This is a genomic window from Roseomonas populi (genome assembly GCF_024594815.1).
GTDB classification, from domain to species: domain Bacteria; phylum Pseudomonadota; class Alphaproteobacteria; order Acetobacterales; family Acetobacteraceae; genus Roseomonas; species Roseomonas populi.
In genome coordinates, this window is record NZ_JANJOU010000001.1 from 91,602 (window position 1) to 106,804 (window position 15,203).

The window sequence follows — 15,203 nt, forward strand, 5'->3', positions numbered from 1 at the left end:
CAAAAATCAGCAACGATTACATGGGTTAGGAGGCGGATGGTGGGCGCAACAGGGATTGAACCTGTGACCCCCACCGTGTCAAGGTGGTGCTCTCCCGCTGAGCTATGCGCCCATCCGCCGGGTCTGCCGCCCCCGAACGGGCGCGGCGTGGCGGCCCGTTTAGCGTGGCCCCCGCCGCACGGCAAGCCCGAAGGGGCGGCAGAATAGGCCGCCGCGCAGCATCGCGCGTGACAGCCGCCTCCGGCTGTGGTGATTCAGGTGCAGATGGACCTACCGATCCAGGCCGCGCTCGAGGCCGACGCCCCCCCTCCCTTCCAGCTCAGCCGGCCGGAGACCCAGGCCGCGCCGATCGTCCTCGCCTCCCCGCACTCGGGCCGGCACTACCCCGCCGCCTTCCTTGCGGAGAGCCGGCTGGATTCGGTCGCCCTCCGCCGCTCCGAGGACGGCTTCGTGGAGGAGATCTTCGCCGGTGCCCCGGCGCTCGGTATCCCGCTCCTCGCCGCCACCTTCCCGCGCGTCTACTGCGACGCGAACCGCGAGCCGTGGGAACTGGACCCCGGCATGTTCGACGGGCCGCTGCCGGACTTCGTCAACAGCGCCTCGCCGCGCGTCGGCGCCGGGCTGGGCACGATCGCCCGGGTGGTGGCGAGCGGCGAGCCCGTGTACCGCCGCCGCCTCTCCTTCGACGAGGCGGCGGACCGCATCCGCGCCCTGTGGGAGCCCTACCACGCCGCGCTGAACGGGCTGATCGCGGAGACGGTGCGGCGCTTCGGCACCTGCCTCCTGATCGACTGCCACTCCATGCCCACCATCCCCGGGGAGGGAGGGCGCTCGGCGGACATGATTCTCGGGGATGCGCACGGCACCGCCGCCGCCCCGCGCGCGACGCGGATGATGGAGGAGGCGCTCTCGGCCATGGGCTACCGGCACCGGCGGAACGACCCTTATGCCGGCGGATACGTCACCCGCCACTACGGCCGCCCGCGAGAGGGCGTGCACGTGATCCAGCTGGAGATCGCCCGCAGCCTCTACATGGACGAGCGGCGGATCCAGCGCCTCCCCGGCCTCGCCCTGCTGAGCGCCGACATGGAACGGCTGCTGGCCCGGTTGGTGGCCGAGGACTGGTCCTTCCTGCGCCCCTGACGCACCGCCCGGGCCGGGGCCAGCGCGCGGGCAAAAAAAAGGCGGTGCCAGAGGCACCGCCGAGTTTAGGGAGGAAACGTCCAAGAAAGACAACAACGCGACAACATCGCGTTGCTGCGATGCACAACGTAGTGGTGCACCACTGGTTGCGCAAGTCCTATTTTGCATCGCAGCATCACGGAAATGAGATAGCCGCCTCTGGATGGAGGTGGCACGAGGCTTGAGCAGGCAGGGCCATGCGCCTCCTCGCCCTGATCCTCGTCCTGCTTCCCGGGCTGGCCGTGGCCCAGCCCTCTCCCACGGCGCTCTGCCGTGCCGCCATCGCTGCGGCGGAGCGGGAATATGGGCTTCCGGCCGGCCTCCTGGCGGCTATCGGCCGCGTGGAATCCGGGCGCCGCGACCCTGCCACGGGCGAGAGCGGCCCCTGGCCGTGGACCATGAACGCGGAGGGGACCGGCAAATTCTTCTCCTCCAAGGCGGAAGCGGTTGCCGAGGTCCGGCAGCTTCGTGCCGGGGGCATGCGGCTGATCGACATCGGCTGCATGCAGATCAACCTGCACCACCACCTTGACGCCTTCGCTTCCATCGAGGATGGCTTCGATCCCCTGACCAATGCCCGCTACGCCGCACGCTTCCTCCAGAGACTGCAGGCGGCCAGCGGCGACTGGATGGTGGCGGCGGGCCACTATCACAGCCAGACCCCTGGCCGGGCGGAGGCCTACCGCGCCCAGGTGGCGCTGCGCTGGCCGGAGGAGCAGCGGCAGGCCGGCACCGCCCCGGCCTGGCAGCCCGGCTGGTCACACCAGCCCGGCTGGTCGAACCAGCCCGGCGCGGCCCGCTTTCCCGTGGCCTCGGCCGCCACTCCCGGCATGAGCATTCGCAGCGCCCCGCCGCCAACGGTCCTCCGCAGCGTCGGCACCGACGGCGGCGAGCGGGGGCGCGGGCTGGACGCCTATCGCGCCATGGCCATCCCGCTGGCCAGCCGCATCGCGCCGATGCCGCTGCGCGGCCTGCCGGGGGTGCGGGGCTGAATCACGGGGTGGCGGGCGCCTCCATCAGCGGCACCGCGCCGCGGATCACCCCCGCCAACTCGTCCAGGACCTCCGTGCGCGGGTCGGAGGCGCGGACGAGCAGGACGACCTCGCGCCCAACCCCGGCCGGCAGGGGCGCGTACTCCACCAGGCCCTCCATCGGCCCGAGCGCCGCGGCTGCCATCGCCGGCATGAGGGAGGCCCCCTCTCCCGCCGCCACCATGTGACGCAGCATCTCCAGCCCTGTCGCGTGCCGCGCGCCCGGCGGGGTTCCGATGCCGCAGGCCGCCAGCGCCTGGTCCCGCAGGCAGTGGCCCTCCTCCAGCAGCAGCAACTCGCCCTCCTCCGGCATTCCGGACGGGGCGCCGGATGCCCACCCCGGGGGCTGCATCAGCAGGAAGGGCTCCAGGAAGAGCGGCAGGGCCCGCAGCGCCGGGTCGGGCGGCCCGGCACAGCAAAGTGCCGCGTCCAGCAGGCCCGCCTTCAGCGATTCGCGCAGCTCGGCGGTGCGCACCTCGCTCAGGACGGGGCGCGTGGCGGGAAAGGCCTCCCGCAACGGCCGCAGCACCCGGGGAAGCAGGTAGGGGCCGAGAGTGGGGATGGCGCCCAGGCGGAAGGGCCCGGCCAGTGGCGCCTCCTCGGCCCGCGCGGCCAGCAGCAGCGCCCGGGCTTCCCGCACCACCACGGCGGCACGGGCCAGTACGACCTCCCCGCGCGCGGTCACCAGCACGCGGCCGGGCAGCCGCTCGAAGACGGAAAGGCCGAGCAGGCCTTCCAACTTGCGGATCTGGGCCGAGAGGGCGGGCTGGGACACGCCGCAGCTCTCTGCCGCGCGGCCAAAGTGGCGGTGGTCGGCAACGGCCAGGAGGTATTCGAGATCGCGAAGGGAAAGGCCAGCCAGGGACATGAGGTAGGCATAAGCGATTCCTATGAATTCTGGAATAGAACTATATTGGTCATTATCTCCCTCATGCGTGATCTTCGCGCCGTGGCCAGCCGGCAAGAAGGGAGATCACCGTGCGTAAGGACATCGACGAAGGACACGCGGCGCCAACGCGGCGGAACACCGGACGTCGGCGCAAGGCGATGACCCCGGCCGGCCGCGCGGCGCTTCGATTGCTGATCCAGCTCGTCGCGGCACGCCGGACGGAGGGCTGACCTCGCCCTTCGCGATGCCCTTCCCGAGGTTGAGGCCCGCGCGACGGCAAACCCAGTCGTTCCGGATGCCTGCCGTAACTGCCGCGCGGCGGGAGGACCCGTCGGGCTGAACCTGTCTCCATGCCGGCCTAACCGGGGTTAAGACGGCGAAACCCCTCCTATCCTGATGCGCTGGCCGGGGATCGGAACAGCGCGGACGAACCATGCCAGCCCACGCCACCACGCGTTCTTCGTCCCTCCCCCGGGCCAGCTTGCGGGAGACGCTCACCTTCCTCTCCGGCGTGGTGCTGCCGCTGCTCGGCAAGGGCGTGATCCTGCGCCGCCCTCCGGCGGTGGACCTGGCGCAGCGGCTGAAGTTGGACAAGCGCGCCGTCGGCATCGTGCAACGCCTGCGGGACCGCCACGGCCCGGGCCCCCTGCTGCTGCCCGTGCCCCTGCATCCCTACGCGCTGGTCCTCTCGGCGGATCATGCCAGCCGCATCCTCGCGGCCGCCCCCACGCCCTTCACCCCGGCGAGCGACGAGAAGCGCTCCGCCCTCAACCATTTCGAGCCGCACGGCCTGCTCATCTCCGGCGAGCGCGGGCGCGCCCTGCGGCGCCCCTTCAACGAGGCGGTCCTGGAGACGCCCTGCCCGCTGCACCACCTCGCGCCGCGCTTCATCGCCGTGGTGGAGGAGGAGGCCGCTGCCCTGGCCGATGAGGCGAAGGCGGCCGGCGAGCTGGACTGGCCTCGCTTCGCCGCCGCCTGGTGGCGCATGGGTCGGCGCGTCATGTTCGGGGACGAGGCGCGGGAGGACCACGCGCTTACGGACATGCTGGCCCGTCTGCGGGCTGACGCGAACTGGGCCTTCCTGTTCCCCCGCCGCCGGCGCCTGCGCGCGCGGTTCGAGGAGCGGCTGGCCACGCATCTCGACCGGGCGGAGCCGGGCAGCATCGCCGAGGTGATCGCGCGCATGCCGGCTCAACCGGGCACGGACCCGCTGCATCAGGTGCCGCAATGGCTCTTCGCGCTGGACGGCCCGGCCCGAGCCACCTTCCGCACCCTCGCGGTGCTCGGCACGCATCCGGTGGCGCGGGATCGGGCGATGCAGGAGATCGCGGACGGAAAGCCGGACTTGCCCTACCTGCGGGCCTGCATCCTCGACACGCTGCGCCTCTGGCCCACCACGCCCGTGATCCTGCGCCAGGCGACGGAGGACGTTGCCTGTGAGGGCGGCACCATCGCCAGGGGCACGGGAGTCATCATCTACGCCCCCTTCCTGCACCGCGACGCCGCGCGCCTGCCCCAGGCCGACCGCTTCGCGCCCGAACCCTGGCTGGAGGGCACGCCGGAGCGGGCCGGGCTGGTCCCCTTCAGCGACGGCCCGGCCCGCTGCCCTGGCCGCCACCTCGCGCTGACCCTTTCCAGCGCCCTCCTGGCGGCGCTGCTGCGGCGGGGCTTCGCGCCGAAGGACCTGGAAGGCGTTGGCCCCGATCAGCCCCTGCCCGCAACGCTGAGCGCCTACGGGCTGCGCTTCAGCCCGAGGTGATCAGCGATTCCGCGTCACCAGCCGCCCCGGCTTCTCCCCCGTCGCGCCTATCGCGGCGACGTAGGTGGGAAGGCCGTTGCACCACACCTCCTCGATCCCCTCGCTGAGCTGCTTGGGGTTCTCGAAGGTGGCGCGGTCGCGCACGGTGTGCGGATCGAAGAGGACGATATCGGCGTAGGCGCCCTCTCGCAGCACGCCGCGATCCACCATGCCGAAGGTCTCGGCCGCCTTGCCCGTCATCTTGTGGACGGCGGTCTCCAGGCTGAACAGGCGTACGTCGCGCACGTAGTGGCCGAGTACGCGCGGGAAGGTGCCCCAGAGGCGGGGATGCGGGTGCGCGTCGTGCGGGATGCCGTCCGAGCCGATGATGGACATGGGGTGCGCCATGATCCGGCGCACATCCTCCTCGTCCATCTGCCAGGTCACCTGCCCCGCCGGCAGCAGCCGCGCGGCGGCGGACCTGATGTCCGTGTTCCAGCCGCGCGCGATGTCCTTGATGTACTTCCCCGCCATCTCCGGGTGCGGGATCGACCAGGTGACCATCGTCTCCACGTCGTCCCGCAGCTTGTCCGGCATCAGCACCGTGGAGCCGGCGGGATAAGGATAGACGTCGTAGCTCACGGCCTGCGTGCGCGCGAACTCCGCGATCAGCGGCAGCGTCTGAGTGGAGCGCCCGTAGTTCTCGGGCATGGAGCACTTGTGGTGGCTGATATGGACGGAGATGCCGGCGCGCTTGCCGATCTTCGCCGTCTCCTCGATGGAGCCGAGGATGCGGTCCGCCTCGTCGCGCATGTGGGTGCAGTAGAGGCCGCCGAAGGGCCGGATCGCCTCCGCCACCGCGATCACCTCCTCTGTCGTCGCCTGCGCGTTGGGCGGGTAGTAGAGGCCGGTGGAGAAGCCGCTCGCCCCCTCTCCCATGGATTGCTTCACCAAGTCGTGCATCCGCGCGATCTCGGCGTCCTTCGCCTGGCGGTACACGTCGTTGTTCATGGTGCGGGCGCGCAGCGTCTGGTGGCCGACGAAGGCGTAGGTGTTCACCTCGCTGCCCTGCGTCTTCAGGGCGTGCGCGTAGTCGCCGAAGCTCTCGAAGGTGTACCAGCTCTCCTCGCCCAGCAGGTCCAGCGGGGGCACGGGGCGCGTGGTGAAGCGCGCGGGCGCGAGGCTGACGCCGCAGTTCCCGACGACGACCGTCGTCACGCCCTGGCTGGTCTTGCAGGTCGTGCACTCCGGGCCGCAGAGCACGGCGCGGTCGTCATGCGTGTGGCTGTCGATGAAGCCCGGCGCCACGGCCTTGCCCGTGGCGATCACCTCCCGGTCCGCCGTGGCGCCGCCGAGGTCGCCCAGGCCCACGATGCGGTCGCCCCGCAAACCGACATCCCCCACACGCCGCGGCGCGCCCGTGCCGTCAAAGAGGGTGGCGTCGCGGATGATCGTGTCGCAGCGCAGGGCCATGCGGGCACCGTGTCCTGTCGGGTGGAATGGGGGCGATCATGATCCCCCGCGAAAGCTTTATCCAGAGCCGCTGGACCCTGCCGGGCCGGTGGCGCAGCCTGCCCGCATGACAGGCAAGGAGGAAAGGCAGGCCGCCGCGCTTCCCGGGCGCATCGACCGCCTGGGCGACCGGCTGGCACGGCTGAGCAAGACCCTGCCGGCCACGGACCGCCTGCGTGGCGGGCTGCGCCAGGCGGCACTTTCCGCAGCGGGTGCGGCGATCGCCTACCTGCCCACCCAGGCCCTGAGCCTGCGGGAGGGCTTCTGGGGCGCCATCACCGCCATCGCGGTGGTGCAGAACGAGTGGGGCGCGGCGCGGGGCGCCGGACGGGACCAGTTCCTGGGCGCCAGCATCGGCGGCGTGGTAGGCGTGGCCGTGGTGCTGACGGTCGGGCAGGAATTCGTGAGCTACCTGCTGGCCGTCGTGCTGGCAGTGATCGTCTGCTGGCTGGCCAACGTCGCCTCGGCCAGCCGGCTGTCGGCCATCACGGCCACCATCATCCTGCTGGTGCCGCACACCGGCACGCCGGCGCACATGCTCTTCTCCCGCGTCACCGAGGTGGGCTGGGGCGCGCTGGTCGGGGTGACACTGGCCTGGGCGGCGACCCGGCTGGAGAAGCGCTGAACCGGGCGCGGCAACCCCGCGCCGCCGAGGGCCGTTCCCGCCGGCACACCCGGTCAGGACCCGCCCATGCCCCTCCCCCGCCCAGGCGCCACCGCATGACGCCCGCCGAGGCACGGGCCGCCTTCGAAGCCGCCCTGCGCCGCTTCGATCCCGCCCGCCCGCCCCTGGTCCTCTGCCACCACGACGCGGACGGGCTGGCGGCCGGGGCCATCCTGGCCCGTGCCCTGCCCGGCGCCGCGGCGCGCGTGATCGGCCGGGGAGAGGGTGCCTGGACGGAGGAGACGGCGGCGGAGGTCCGGGCCCGCGACCCGGGCGGCCTCCTCGTCGCCGACCTCGGCACGCGGGCGGAAGCGGTGCTGCCCGGCCTGCCGACCGCCGTGCTGGATCACCACGTGCCCATCTCGGGCACGACCGGGGCCGCCGAAGACGTAACCGTCATCGCCGGCCACGATACGGAGCCGCAGCCCTCCTCCGCCCTCATCGCCCACTGGTGCGTGGGCGGGGAGGATCCCTGGCTGGCCGCCATCGGCATCCTCGGCGATTTCGGCGACAAGGCTCCCTTCCCAGAGCTGGCGGATGCCCGCAAGCGCCACGGGATTGGCGTGCTGAAGGAAGCCGTGGCCCTGCTGAACGCGCCGCGCCGTGCAGCATCGGGCGACGCCTCCCCCGCCCTCGCCCTGCTGCTGCGCGCGGCCAGTCCGCGCGAGGTGATCGACGGTTCCCAGCCGGAAACCGCGATCCTGGCCGCGGCGCGGGAGGAGGTTCGCGCGGCGCTGGACGCTGCCCGGCGCACGCCGCCGAAAGTGGTGGGCGAGGTCGCGCTGATCCGCATCCACACGCCCTGCCAGGTGCATCCCCTGGTCGCGCAGTCCTGGGTTTCCAGGCTGCGCGGGAAGGTCGTGATCTGCGCCAACACCGGCTACCGCGAGGGCTGGGTCCACTTCGCCGCCCGTTCGTCGGATGGCCGCGACCTGATCGCCTTCCTGCGGGAGCGCGCGCCGGAGAACGCCGGCGAGAACTTCGCCCAGGGCCATGCCCGCGCCACCGGCGGGATGCTGCCGCCCGAGGCCTGGGCGGACTTCCTGCGCCGCCTGGATTTCCCGCCGGGCTGAACTCTGCCGGGTTGATCTCCGAGCCGCCGCGGCGCGCGGCCGGCAATGTGCCGGCCGTGCGCCCGTTTGGGGCATTCCAGGGAGGGGAAGCCCTGCTTCCCTTCCTAGACCGCTCATCCCCACCAACTCCCCGTCCCCTGACGCCTTCCGTCCAGTGTCACCGTCACTGGCCGACGTGTCTCAGTAACTGGAAGGGAGGGGGTGCGATCCTTGCTGCGCTCACGGCAGCCAGGCGGGAGCTGCGGGAACGGCATCTCCCGGCAGGCCCCATGGCGTGGATAGAGGATGAACCCCGGAGCCGATCAGGCGCCCTGGCCGCCGCCACCCGTCGCGCCGCTGCGCTCCAGCAGCGTCATCCCGCCGGAGCTGCCGCCCTGAAGGACTGCGGGGCCGGTGCTGCGCTCCACGGCAGTGGTGCCGGGCAGGACGCTGGTGAAGGCCGGGTTGGGCTCGGCACCAGCCGCCCCCTGCATCTGCGACTGCATGGCGTGAGCGGCGGAAGCCAGTAACGGCGCCACGAGGGCTGCGGCAGCGATGAGGCGGACGCGGGTGACGGCCTTGGAAGTCATGAATCTCTCCTGGTATCTGGCAGTGCCGGAATGGCGCCGCCGCCCGCGAATTGAGGTGGCCGCCACATTTCCGCCAGATGGACAAAATTTCATTACGCCGATAGCGAACCTGAATAGGTAACGGCGGTTACGCCGAACGCCGCGCGCTTTGAATCCAAGTGTCACAGAAGGGGCGGTGGCGGGGCTATACCATTCAGCTTCCTGACTACTTCACGCGCATGCGGGATGCTGAACCGAGTATCCGCCATGTATCGGGATGCGGCATCGCGTAACTGGGATCGGCTCTCGTCATTCACATCACGAATTTAGGAGCAGGCCTCGCCGGCCTGACGAGGCGCCGCGCGCAGGTTGCCCCGGGATCGAAAAGCCCGAAGCGGCAGGTGCGCTGACCGCTTCGCCTCAGTCCGAGAAGAAGTCCGGCAACGGCCTGGGCTGCGCCGAGGCCGGGCGGCGGGCCTGCTGCACCGTCCGCTCCAGAGCCTCCAGGAAGAGGGAGCGGTTCCGGTTGGTGAAGCCGGCGTGCCGCGTCTCCATCCCCGTCTCGCGCAGGTGGCGGGAAATCTCCCGCCCGGCCATCGCGCTGCCGATGTTCTCCGAATCCCACACGCGTCCGGCGGGCGCCACGGCCAGGGCGCCCTTCGCGAGGCAGCGCGAGGCCAGGGGAATATCGGCCGTCACGCAGATGTCGTTCGGGCCGATCGCCTCCACGATCCAGTCGTCGGCCGCATCCGCGCCCTCCTCCACGATCACGCGGCGGACACCCTCGGGCAGCCGCACCCCGCGCGACCCGTTGGAGACGACGGTGACGGGCAGGGACAATCGGCCCGCCACGCGGAAGACCTCGTCGCGGACGGGGCAGGCATCCCCGTCCACGAAGATATGGGGCGCGCTCAGACCAGGCCGTCCGCTTCGTCCCGCGCCACAAGCGCAGGATCGCGTTCCGCCGGGTTCCCCATCCCGCCGCCGCCGGGCAGCAGCAGTCGCAGGCGCTTGCCCTTGGGAACCACCTGGAAACCCTTCGTCCGCAGCAGCGTGCCGTCGGTCAGTCCGACCCAGCCCGGTGCGCCGTCTCCGCCGCCGTCACGCCCGCGGGGCGGGTTCGCCACGCGGTCGAAGATGGCGTTCACGGCGAACTCGGCGTCGTTCTTGCCGCCGATCTCCATGACCTGCCCGAGCCCGCCGCGCGTGCGCCCAGCGCCGCCGGAGCCGGGCCGCAGCTCCTTCTTCCAGAAGATCACGGGGGCGACGTTCTCGGTCGCCTCCACCGGCATGGTCCGCACGCCGGAGGGGAAGGCGGTGCCGTCCAGCCCATCCTGCGCCGGGCGGGCCCCGGTGCCGCCAGAGTTGAAGGTAATGACCTCGAAATCCGGCAACTCGGCATCCGCGCCGCTGACCTGCCCGCCGCCGCGGAGGGGCGGGTTCCAGAGGCAGGAGGAGCCCTCCGCCGTCACCCGGTCCGGCACCGCCTGGTGCAGGCAGCCCATCATCAGGTCCGGCAGCAGCTGACCGACGACGTGCCGCACCGCCACGGGATAGGGCCGCGGCGCGTTCAGGATGCAGCCCTCCGGAATCTCCATGCGGAAGGGCAGCAGCGAGGCCCAGTTGTTCGGAACCTCCGGCGCCACCACGCACTTGATGCCGAAGCAGGCATAAGCCCGCGTGTAGGCCGCCGGCACGTTGATGCCGCGCCCGGACAGGCCGGAGGTGCCGGCGTAGTCGACGATGATGTTGTCCTCCGACACCGTCATGCGCGCCCGGAGCGTGACCGGCGCCTCGTAGCCGTCCGAGCTGATCTGCGCGGAGAACTCGCCGCGCGGCAGCTTCGCGATCTCGGCGAGGGTGGCGCGGGAGGAGGCCTCGAAGATGGACTCGGCCAGCTCGTCCAGCGAGTTCATGCCGAACTCGTCCATCATCTCCACCAGCCGGCGCGCGCCCGCATCGTTGCAGGCGCAGAGGGAATAGACATCGCCCTCCAGCTCCGCCGGGGTGCGGGTGCCGGCCCGCAGGATGTCGAAGAAGGTCTCGTTCGCCCGCCCCTGGTCGAAGCACTTCACGATGGGGATGTAGAGCCCCTCCTCGAACACGGAACGCCCCTCTGGCCCCATGCCCAGCCCGCCCACGTCGATGACATGCGCCGTGTTGGCGAAAAGGCCGACGATGATGCCGTTGCGGAAGGCGGGCGTGACGACGGTAAGGTCGTGCAGGTGGCCGGTGCCCAGCCAGGGATCGTTGGTGATGTAGTGGTCCCCGGCCTTCATCGTCTCCGCCGGGAACTTCGCGAGGAAGTGGCCCACGCTCTCCATCATGGAGTTCACGTGCCCTGGCGTGCCCGTGACGGCCTGCGCCAGCATCCGCCCGCGCAGGTCGAAGATGCCGGCCGAGAGATCGCCCGCCTCCCGCACTGTGGTGCTGAAGGCGGTGCGGATCATGATCTGCGCCTGCTCCTCCACCACGGCGATCAGGCGGTTCCATTGGATCTGCCGCTGGATAGCGGCGAGGGCATCGCGCGGAGGCGCGTCGGGCGAAGCGTTCATCGCGTCAGCTCCAGGTATCCGAGGCCATCCATCCGGCAGGTCCAGCTCGGCCCCACCAGCGTGCTCGTCTCCGCCTCGGCCACGATACAGGGCCCGGGCACCGCCGCCCCCGGCGCGAAGGTGTCGCGCTCATAGACCGGCCAGTCCGAGACCTCGCCCTTCGCGGTGTCACGCACCGCCAGGCTGCGGACCGGCGCCGGCGCGGGCGCCGCATCAACTTCCGCCACCGGCGGCGGCGCGTCCACCACCGTCGCCACCGTCACGGCGAAGGAGAGGATTTCCACGTCGCTCCCCGGCACGGGCCGGTCGTAGAAGGCCGCGTATTCCCGGTCATAGGCCGCGCGCACCTCGGCCACGTCGGCCGCGGCGAGCGCCTTTACCGGCAATTCCACCGCGATCTCGTGCCCCTGGCCGACATAGCGCATGTAGGCAATGCGCCGCTCCACCAGTTCCGCACCGAAGGCCGCGGCCGCCACCACGCGCCGCGCCTCGGCCGACATCTCCTCCAGCAGCGCGTTCACCGCCGCCGCGTCAAAGGTCCGGAAGCGCTGGTACAGGCTGCGCACCACCTCGTAGCCCACCGGCGCGCGCAGGAAGCCGATCGCCGATCCCACGCCCGCGCCGGAGGGCACGAGAAGCCTGTTCACCCCAATCTTCTCCGCCACGCGGTAGCCATGCACCGGCCCGCCGCCCCCGAAGGCGATCACCGCGCGGCCGTCATAGCCCTTGCCGCTCTCGATCGCATGGACCCGGGCGGCATTGGCCATGTTCTCGTCCACCACCTCCACCACGCCCAGCGCCGCCATCGCCGGCTCCAGCCCCAGAGTGCCGAGCGCGGAATCCATCGCCGCTGCGGAAGCATCGGGATGCAGCGTCATCGCCCCGCCGGCGAATGTCGCGGGGTCGTAGCGCCCCAGCAACAGGTTCGCGTCCGTCACCGCCGGCTTAGCCCCGCCGCGCCCGTAGCAGGCCGGGCCGGGATCGGCGCCCGCGCTCTCCGGCCCCACCTGGATGCGGCCGAGCGCGTCCACGGCTGCGATGGAGCCGCCGCCCGCCCCGATCTCCACCATCTCGATCACGGGTATCCGCAGCGGCAGGCCCGATCCCTTCTTGAACCGCCCGATCCGCGCCACCTCGAAGGTGCGGGCCGTTTGCGGCGCGAAGTCGTCGATCAGGCAGACCTTCGCGGTGGTGCCGCCCATGTCGAAGGACAGCACCCGGTCCCATCCCTTCTGCCGGGCCACGAAGGCGGAGAAGATGGCACCGCCCGCCGGTCCGCTCTCCACCAGCCGGATGGGGAAGCGCGCCGCCGTCTCCAGCGTCGTCAGCCCGCCGCCGGAGAGCATGAGGTAGAGCGGGCAGGTGAAGCCCGCCTCCTCCACGCCCGCGCGCAGGCGGTGCAGGTAACCCATCATCAGCGGCTGGACGTAGGCGTTGGCGGCAGTCGTGGAGAAGCGCTCCCACTCCCGCATCTCCGGCGAGACCTCGCTCGACAGGGAGACGGGAAGCTCCGGCCAGAGGTCCCGCACGATCTCCGCCGCCTGCCGCTCATGCGCGGGATTGACGAAGGCGTGCAGGAAGCCGATCGCCAGGCTCTCGATGCCCTCGCCCTTCATGAAGGACACGGCCTCCCGCACTGCGCCCGTGTCCAGCGGCAGCAGGACCTTCCCCTCATTGTCCAGCCGCTCCGGCACCGGCAGGCGCCAGCGCCGCGGCACCAGCGGCTGCGGCAGGGTGATGTTCAGGTCGTACTGGTCGTATCGGCTCTCATTCCCGAGCGCGAGGACGTCGCGGAACCCCTCCGTCGTCAGCAGCGCGGTCCGCGCGCCCTTGCGCTCGATCACGGCGTTCGTCGCCAGCGTCGTGCCGTGGATGAACAGTGAGACGTCGGCCGGCCCCATCCCCGCTTTGGCGAGCACCGCGCGGATGCCCTCTAGCACGCCTTTCTCCGGCGCCGCGGGGGTGGTCAGCACCTTCGCCGTCCAACGCTCGTAACCGCCCTTCCCGTCCGCGCGCTCCAGCGCCAGGTCCGTGAAAGTGCCGCCGATGTCGGAGGCCAGCCGCACGTCCGCCACCGATCAGATGCTCCGCACCACGCCGCCATCGATCTTGATGATGCTGCCGGTGATGTAGCCGCCGGGCTCGGAGGCCAGGAAGGCGGCGGTGCGCCCGAACTCCTCCGGCGTGCCGTAGCGGCGCATCGGGATGGTCTTCTCCCGCTCCTCGATCACCTGCTCCGCGGTCTTGCCCGCCTTGGCCGCATTGGCCTGGGCCAGCTCATAGGTGCGGTCGGTGCGGATGGCGCCGGGCGCGACGATGTTCACCGTCACCCCGTCCGGCCCCACCTCGTCCGCCAGCGTCTTCGCCCAGCCCACGATGTTGGCGCGAAGGACATTCGACAGAGCGAGGTTCGGCAGCGGCTGGATCATGCCGGAGCTGCCGACCGCGATGATCCGCCCGAACTTGCGCTCCCGCATCCCCGGCAGGGCCAGGTTCGCCAGCCGGATCGGGGAGAGCACGATGCGCCGGAACCAGGTCTCCAGCGCCTCCTCCGTCAGGTCGGACGCCGTACCGGCGGGCGGGCCGCCATGGTTCAGCACGAGGATGTCCACGCCGCCCAGCGCCTTCAGCGCGCCGGCGTAGAGGGCGTCCATGTCCTCGCCCTTGGCGACATCGGCCGCGAAGGCCTGCGCCGATGGCGCACCCATGCCCTTCAGCCCCTCGCAGACCGGCGCCAGCCGCTCCGCGTCGCGGCCGGAGATGGCGAGCGCCGCGCCGTCGGCCGCCAGGGCCTCGGCGATCGCCCGGCCCAGGCCCTTGGACGCGCCCATCACCAGCGCCCGCTTGCCGCGAAGACCGAGTTCCATAGAAACCTCCAACCGATTCAGGGCCGGGACCCTGGACCGGCCCCCTCTGGCTGGCAAGGTGGCCGGCAAGAAAGGGGCCGCTCACGCGCCCCCGGGCGCAACAGGTTTGGCAAGCCCGGCCCGCGCGGGCATCCTGCGCCCATGCCCCGCCCGACCCTGCTCCAGACCCGTGCCCTGCCCGCCGCCGTGGAGGCCCGGGCCGCCAGGGACTACGATGTCCGACGCCCGGAAGGGCCGGACCGCTCCCTTGATTCCGCGGCCCTGCTCGCCGCCGCCGCGGGATGCGACGGCATCCTCTGCGCCGCGGGCGATACGCTCGACGCGGGAACCATCGCAGCCCTGCCCGGGGGTGTACGGGTCATCGCCACCTTCTCCGTCGGCACGGACCACATCGCGCTGGACGCGGCGAGGGCGCGCGGCATCGCCGTGACGAACACGCCGGATGTACTGAGCGTGGCCACGGCCGAGATCGCCATGCTGCTGATCCTCATGTGTGCCCGCCGCGCGGGCGAGGCGGAGCGCCTGCTGCGCGCGCGGGAATGGACGGGCTGGGCCCCCACCCAGCTCATGGGCGTGACGCTGGAAGGCAAGCGCCTGGGCATCCTCGGCATGGGCCGCATCGGGCGGGAACTGGCCCGCATGGCCCGCGGCATGGGCATGAGGATCCACTACCGCAACCGCGCCCGCCTGGCGCCCGCCGAGGAGGAGGGCGCGACCTTCCACGCAGAGGACGAGAGCTTCCTCGCGGCCTGCGACGTGCTCTCCATGCACATTCCCGGCGGCGCGGCGACCAGCGGCTGGCTGAACGCCGCCCGGATTGCCGCCCTGCCCAGGGGCGCCATCGTGGTGAACACGGGGCGCGGCACCACGGTGGACGACGAGGCGCTCTGCGAGGCGCTGAGGGCCGGCCACCTGCGCGCCGCGGGGCTGGACGTGTTCGCCGGGGAACCCGCGATCTACGAGGGCTACCATAGCGCCCCCAACGTCACCCTCCTGCCCCATCTCGGCAGTGCGACCGTGGAGACGCGGGACGCGATGGGCTTCCGCTGCCTCGACAACCTGGACGCCGTGCTGCTGCGCGGCGCCGAACCGCCGCACCGCGTCGCCTGACCCCGGCGATTTTCCACATCCATCGCCGGGGCCG

The 15,203-nt window shown here is 71.6% G+C and carries 14 protein-coding genes and 1 tRNA gene; 7 read left to right on the forward strand and 8 right to left on the reverse strand.

From position 1 onward, the window contains the following. Positions 1-37: 37 nt before the first annotated feature. Positions 38-112 (reverse strand) — tRNA-Val (locus NRP21_RS00435). Positions 113-264: 152 nt separating this feature from the next. On the opposite strand from NRP21_RS00435, the gene NRP21_RS00440 reads away from it, so the two are divergent. After that, positions 265-1,143, forward strand: coding sequence for an N-formylglutamate amidohydrolase (locus NRP21_RS00440; protein WP_257714200.1), 879 nt, complete (start codon positions 265-267; stop codon positions 1,141-1,143). Between the two features lie 236 nt (positions 1,144-1,379). Then, complete coding sequence (locus NRP21_RS00445) at positions 1,380-2,174, forward strand: lytic transglycosylase domain-containing protein (protein ID WP_257714201.1); 795 nt, start codon at positions 1,380-1,382, stop codon at positions 2,172-2,174. 1 nt (position 2,175) lies between these two features. On the opposite strand, the gene NRP21_RS00450 is transcribed toward NRP21_RS00445, so the two are convergent. Then, positions 2,176-3,081 (reverse strand): LysR substrate-binding domain-containing protein, encoded by a 906-nt coding sequence (locus NRP21_RS00450; protein ID WP_257714202.1) that lies wholly within the window; start codon positions 3,079-3,081, stop codon positions 2,176-2,178. Between the two features lie 110 nt (positions 3,082-3,191). On the opposite strand from NRP21_RS00450, the gene NRP21_RS00455 reads away from it, so the two are divergent. Next, positions 3,192-3,332 (forward strand): hypothetical protein, encoded by a 141-nt coding sequence (locus NRP21_RS00455; protein WP_257714203.1) that lies wholly within the window; start codon positions 3,192-3,194, stop codon positions 3,330-3,332. 203 nt (positions 3,333-3,535) lie between these two features. Further along, the gene (locus NRP21_RS00460; RefSeq protein ID WP_257714204.1) at positions 3,536-4,861 is read left to right on the forward strand and encodes a cytochrome P450; all 1,326 of its coding nucleotides are present in this window, start codon (positions 3,536-3,538) and stop codon (positions 4,859-4,861) included. Here the strand turns inward: NRP21_RS00460 and NRP21_RS00465 are convergent, their stop codons facing one another. Next, a complete protein-coding gene (locus NRP21_RS00465; protein ID WP_257714205.1) occupies positions 4,862-6,313 on the reverse strand; it encodes an N-acyl-D-amino-acid deacylase family protein in 1,452 nt (483 codons plus the stop codon). A gap of 106 nt (positions 6,314-6,419) precedes the next feature. Between NRP21_RS00465 and NRP21_RS00470 the strand changes: the two genes are divergently transcribed. After that, complete coding sequence (locus tag NRP21_RS00470; RefSeq protein ID WP_257714206.1) at positions 6,420-6,977, forward strand: FUSC family protein; 558 nt, start codon at positions 6,420-6,422, stop codon at positions 6,975-6,977. A 95-nt stretch (positions 6,978-7,072) separates the two neighbouring features. Beyond that, on the forward strand, positions 7,073-8,089 hold the full coding sequence (locus tag NRP21_RS00475; RefSeq protein WP_257714207.1) for a hypothetical protein: 1,017 nt from the start codon (positions 7,073-7,075) through the stop codon (positions 8,087-8,089). 302 nt (positions 8,090-8,391) lie between these two features. Here the strand turns inward: NRP21_RS00475 and NRP21_RS00480 are convergent, their stop codons facing one another. The 5 genes from NRP21_RS00480 to NRP21_RS00500 form a co-directional block, all read right to left on the reverse strand. Then, a complete protein-coding gene (locus NRP21_RS00480; RefSeq protein WP_257714208.1) occupies positions 8,392-8,658 on the reverse strand; it encodes a hypothetical protein in 267 nt (88 codons plus the stop codon). A 399-nt stretch (positions 8,659-9,057) separates the two neighbouring features. Beyond that, positions 9,058-9,531 carry a YaiI/YqxD family protein gene (locus tag NRP21_RS00485; protein WP_257714209.1) on the reverse strand — a complete coding sequence of 158 codons (474 nt, stop codon included), beginning with the start codon at positions 9,529-9,531 and terminating at the stop codon, positions 9,058-9,060. Between the two features lie 17 nt (positions 9,532-9,548). Continuing rightward, on the reverse strand, positions 9,549-11,192 hold the full coding sequence (locus tag NRP21_RS00490) for a hydantoinase B/oxoprolinase family protein (RefSeq protein WP_257714210.1): 1,644 nt from the start codon (positions 11,190-11,192) through the stop codon (positions 9,549-9,551). Then, complete coding sequence (locus NRP21_RS00495) at positions 11,189-13,267, reverse strand: hydantoinase/oxoprolinase family protein (RefSeq protein ID WP_257714211.1); 2,079 nt, start codon at positions 13,265-13,267, stop codon at positions 11,189-11,191. Before NRP21_RS00495 ends, NRP21_RS00490 begins: the two co-directional genes overlap by 4 nt. Positions 13,268-13,270: 3 nt before the next feature. Further along, entirely contained in the window at positions 13,271-14,059 is a 789-nt protein-coding gene (locus NRP21_RS00500; RefSeq protein ID WP_257714212.1) for an SDR family oxidoreductase, read from the reverse strand. 141 nt (positions 14,060-14,200) lie between these two features. Here NRP21_RS00500 and NRP21_RS00505 point away from each other — a divergent pair, with 141 nt between their 5' ends. After that, complete coding sequence (locus NRP21_RS00505; RefSeq protein ID WP_257714213.1) at positions 14,201-15,169, forward strand: 2-hydroxyacid dehydrogenase; 969 nt, start codon at positions 14,201-14,203, stop codon at positions 15,167-15,169. The last annotated feature ends 34 nt before the right edge of the window (positions 15,170-15,203 follow it).

Bases quoted from the DNA above. Each gene is read 5' to 3' on its own strand.
- NRP21_RS00480 (WP_257714208.1), bottom strand. From the start codon at position 8,658: ATGACTTCCAAGGCCGTCACCCGCGTCCGCCTCATCGCTGCCGCAGCC.
- NRP21_RS00490 (WP_257714210.1), bottom strand. From the start codon at position 11,192: ATGAACGCTTCGCCCGACGCGCCTCCGCGCGATGCCCTCGCCGCTATC.
- NRP21_RS00440 (WP_257714200.1), top strand. From the start codon at position 265: ATGGACCTACCGATCCAGGCCGCGCTCGAGGCCGACGCCCCCCCTCCC.
- NRP21_RS00475 (WP_257714207.1), top strand. From the start codon at position 7,073: ATGACGCCCGCCGAGGCACGGGCCGCCTTCGAAGCCGCCCTGCGCCGC.
- NRP21_RS00445 (WP_257714201.1), top strand. From the start codon at position 1,380: ATGCGCCTCCTCGCCCTGATCCTCGTCCTGCTTCCCGGGCTGGCCGTG.
- NRP21_RS00470 (WP_257714206.1), top strand. From the start codon at position 6,420: ATGACAGGCAAGGAGGAAAGGCAGGCCGCCGCGCTTCCCGGGCGCATC.
- NRP21_RS00450 (WP_257714202.1), bottom strand. From the start codon at position 3,081: ATGTCCCTGGCTGGCCTTTCCCTTCGCGATCTCGAATACCTCCTGGCC.
- NRP21_RS00505 (WP_257714213.1), top strand. From the start codon at position 14,201: ATGCCCCGCCCGACCCTGCTCCAGACCCGTGCCCTGCCCGCCGCCGTG.
- NRP21_RS00465 (WP_257714205.1), bottom strand. From the start codon at position 6,313: ATGGCCCTGCGCTGCGACACGATCATCCGCGACGCCACCCTCTTTGAC.
- NRP21_RS00460 (WP_257714204.1), top strand. From the start codon at position 3,536: ATGCCAGCCCACGCCACCACGCGTTCTTCGTCCCTCCCCCGGGCCAGC.
- NRP21_RS00500 (WP_257714212.1), bottom strand. From the start codon at position 14,059: ATGGAACTCGGTCTTCGCGGCAAGCGGGCGCTGGTGATGGGCGCGTCC.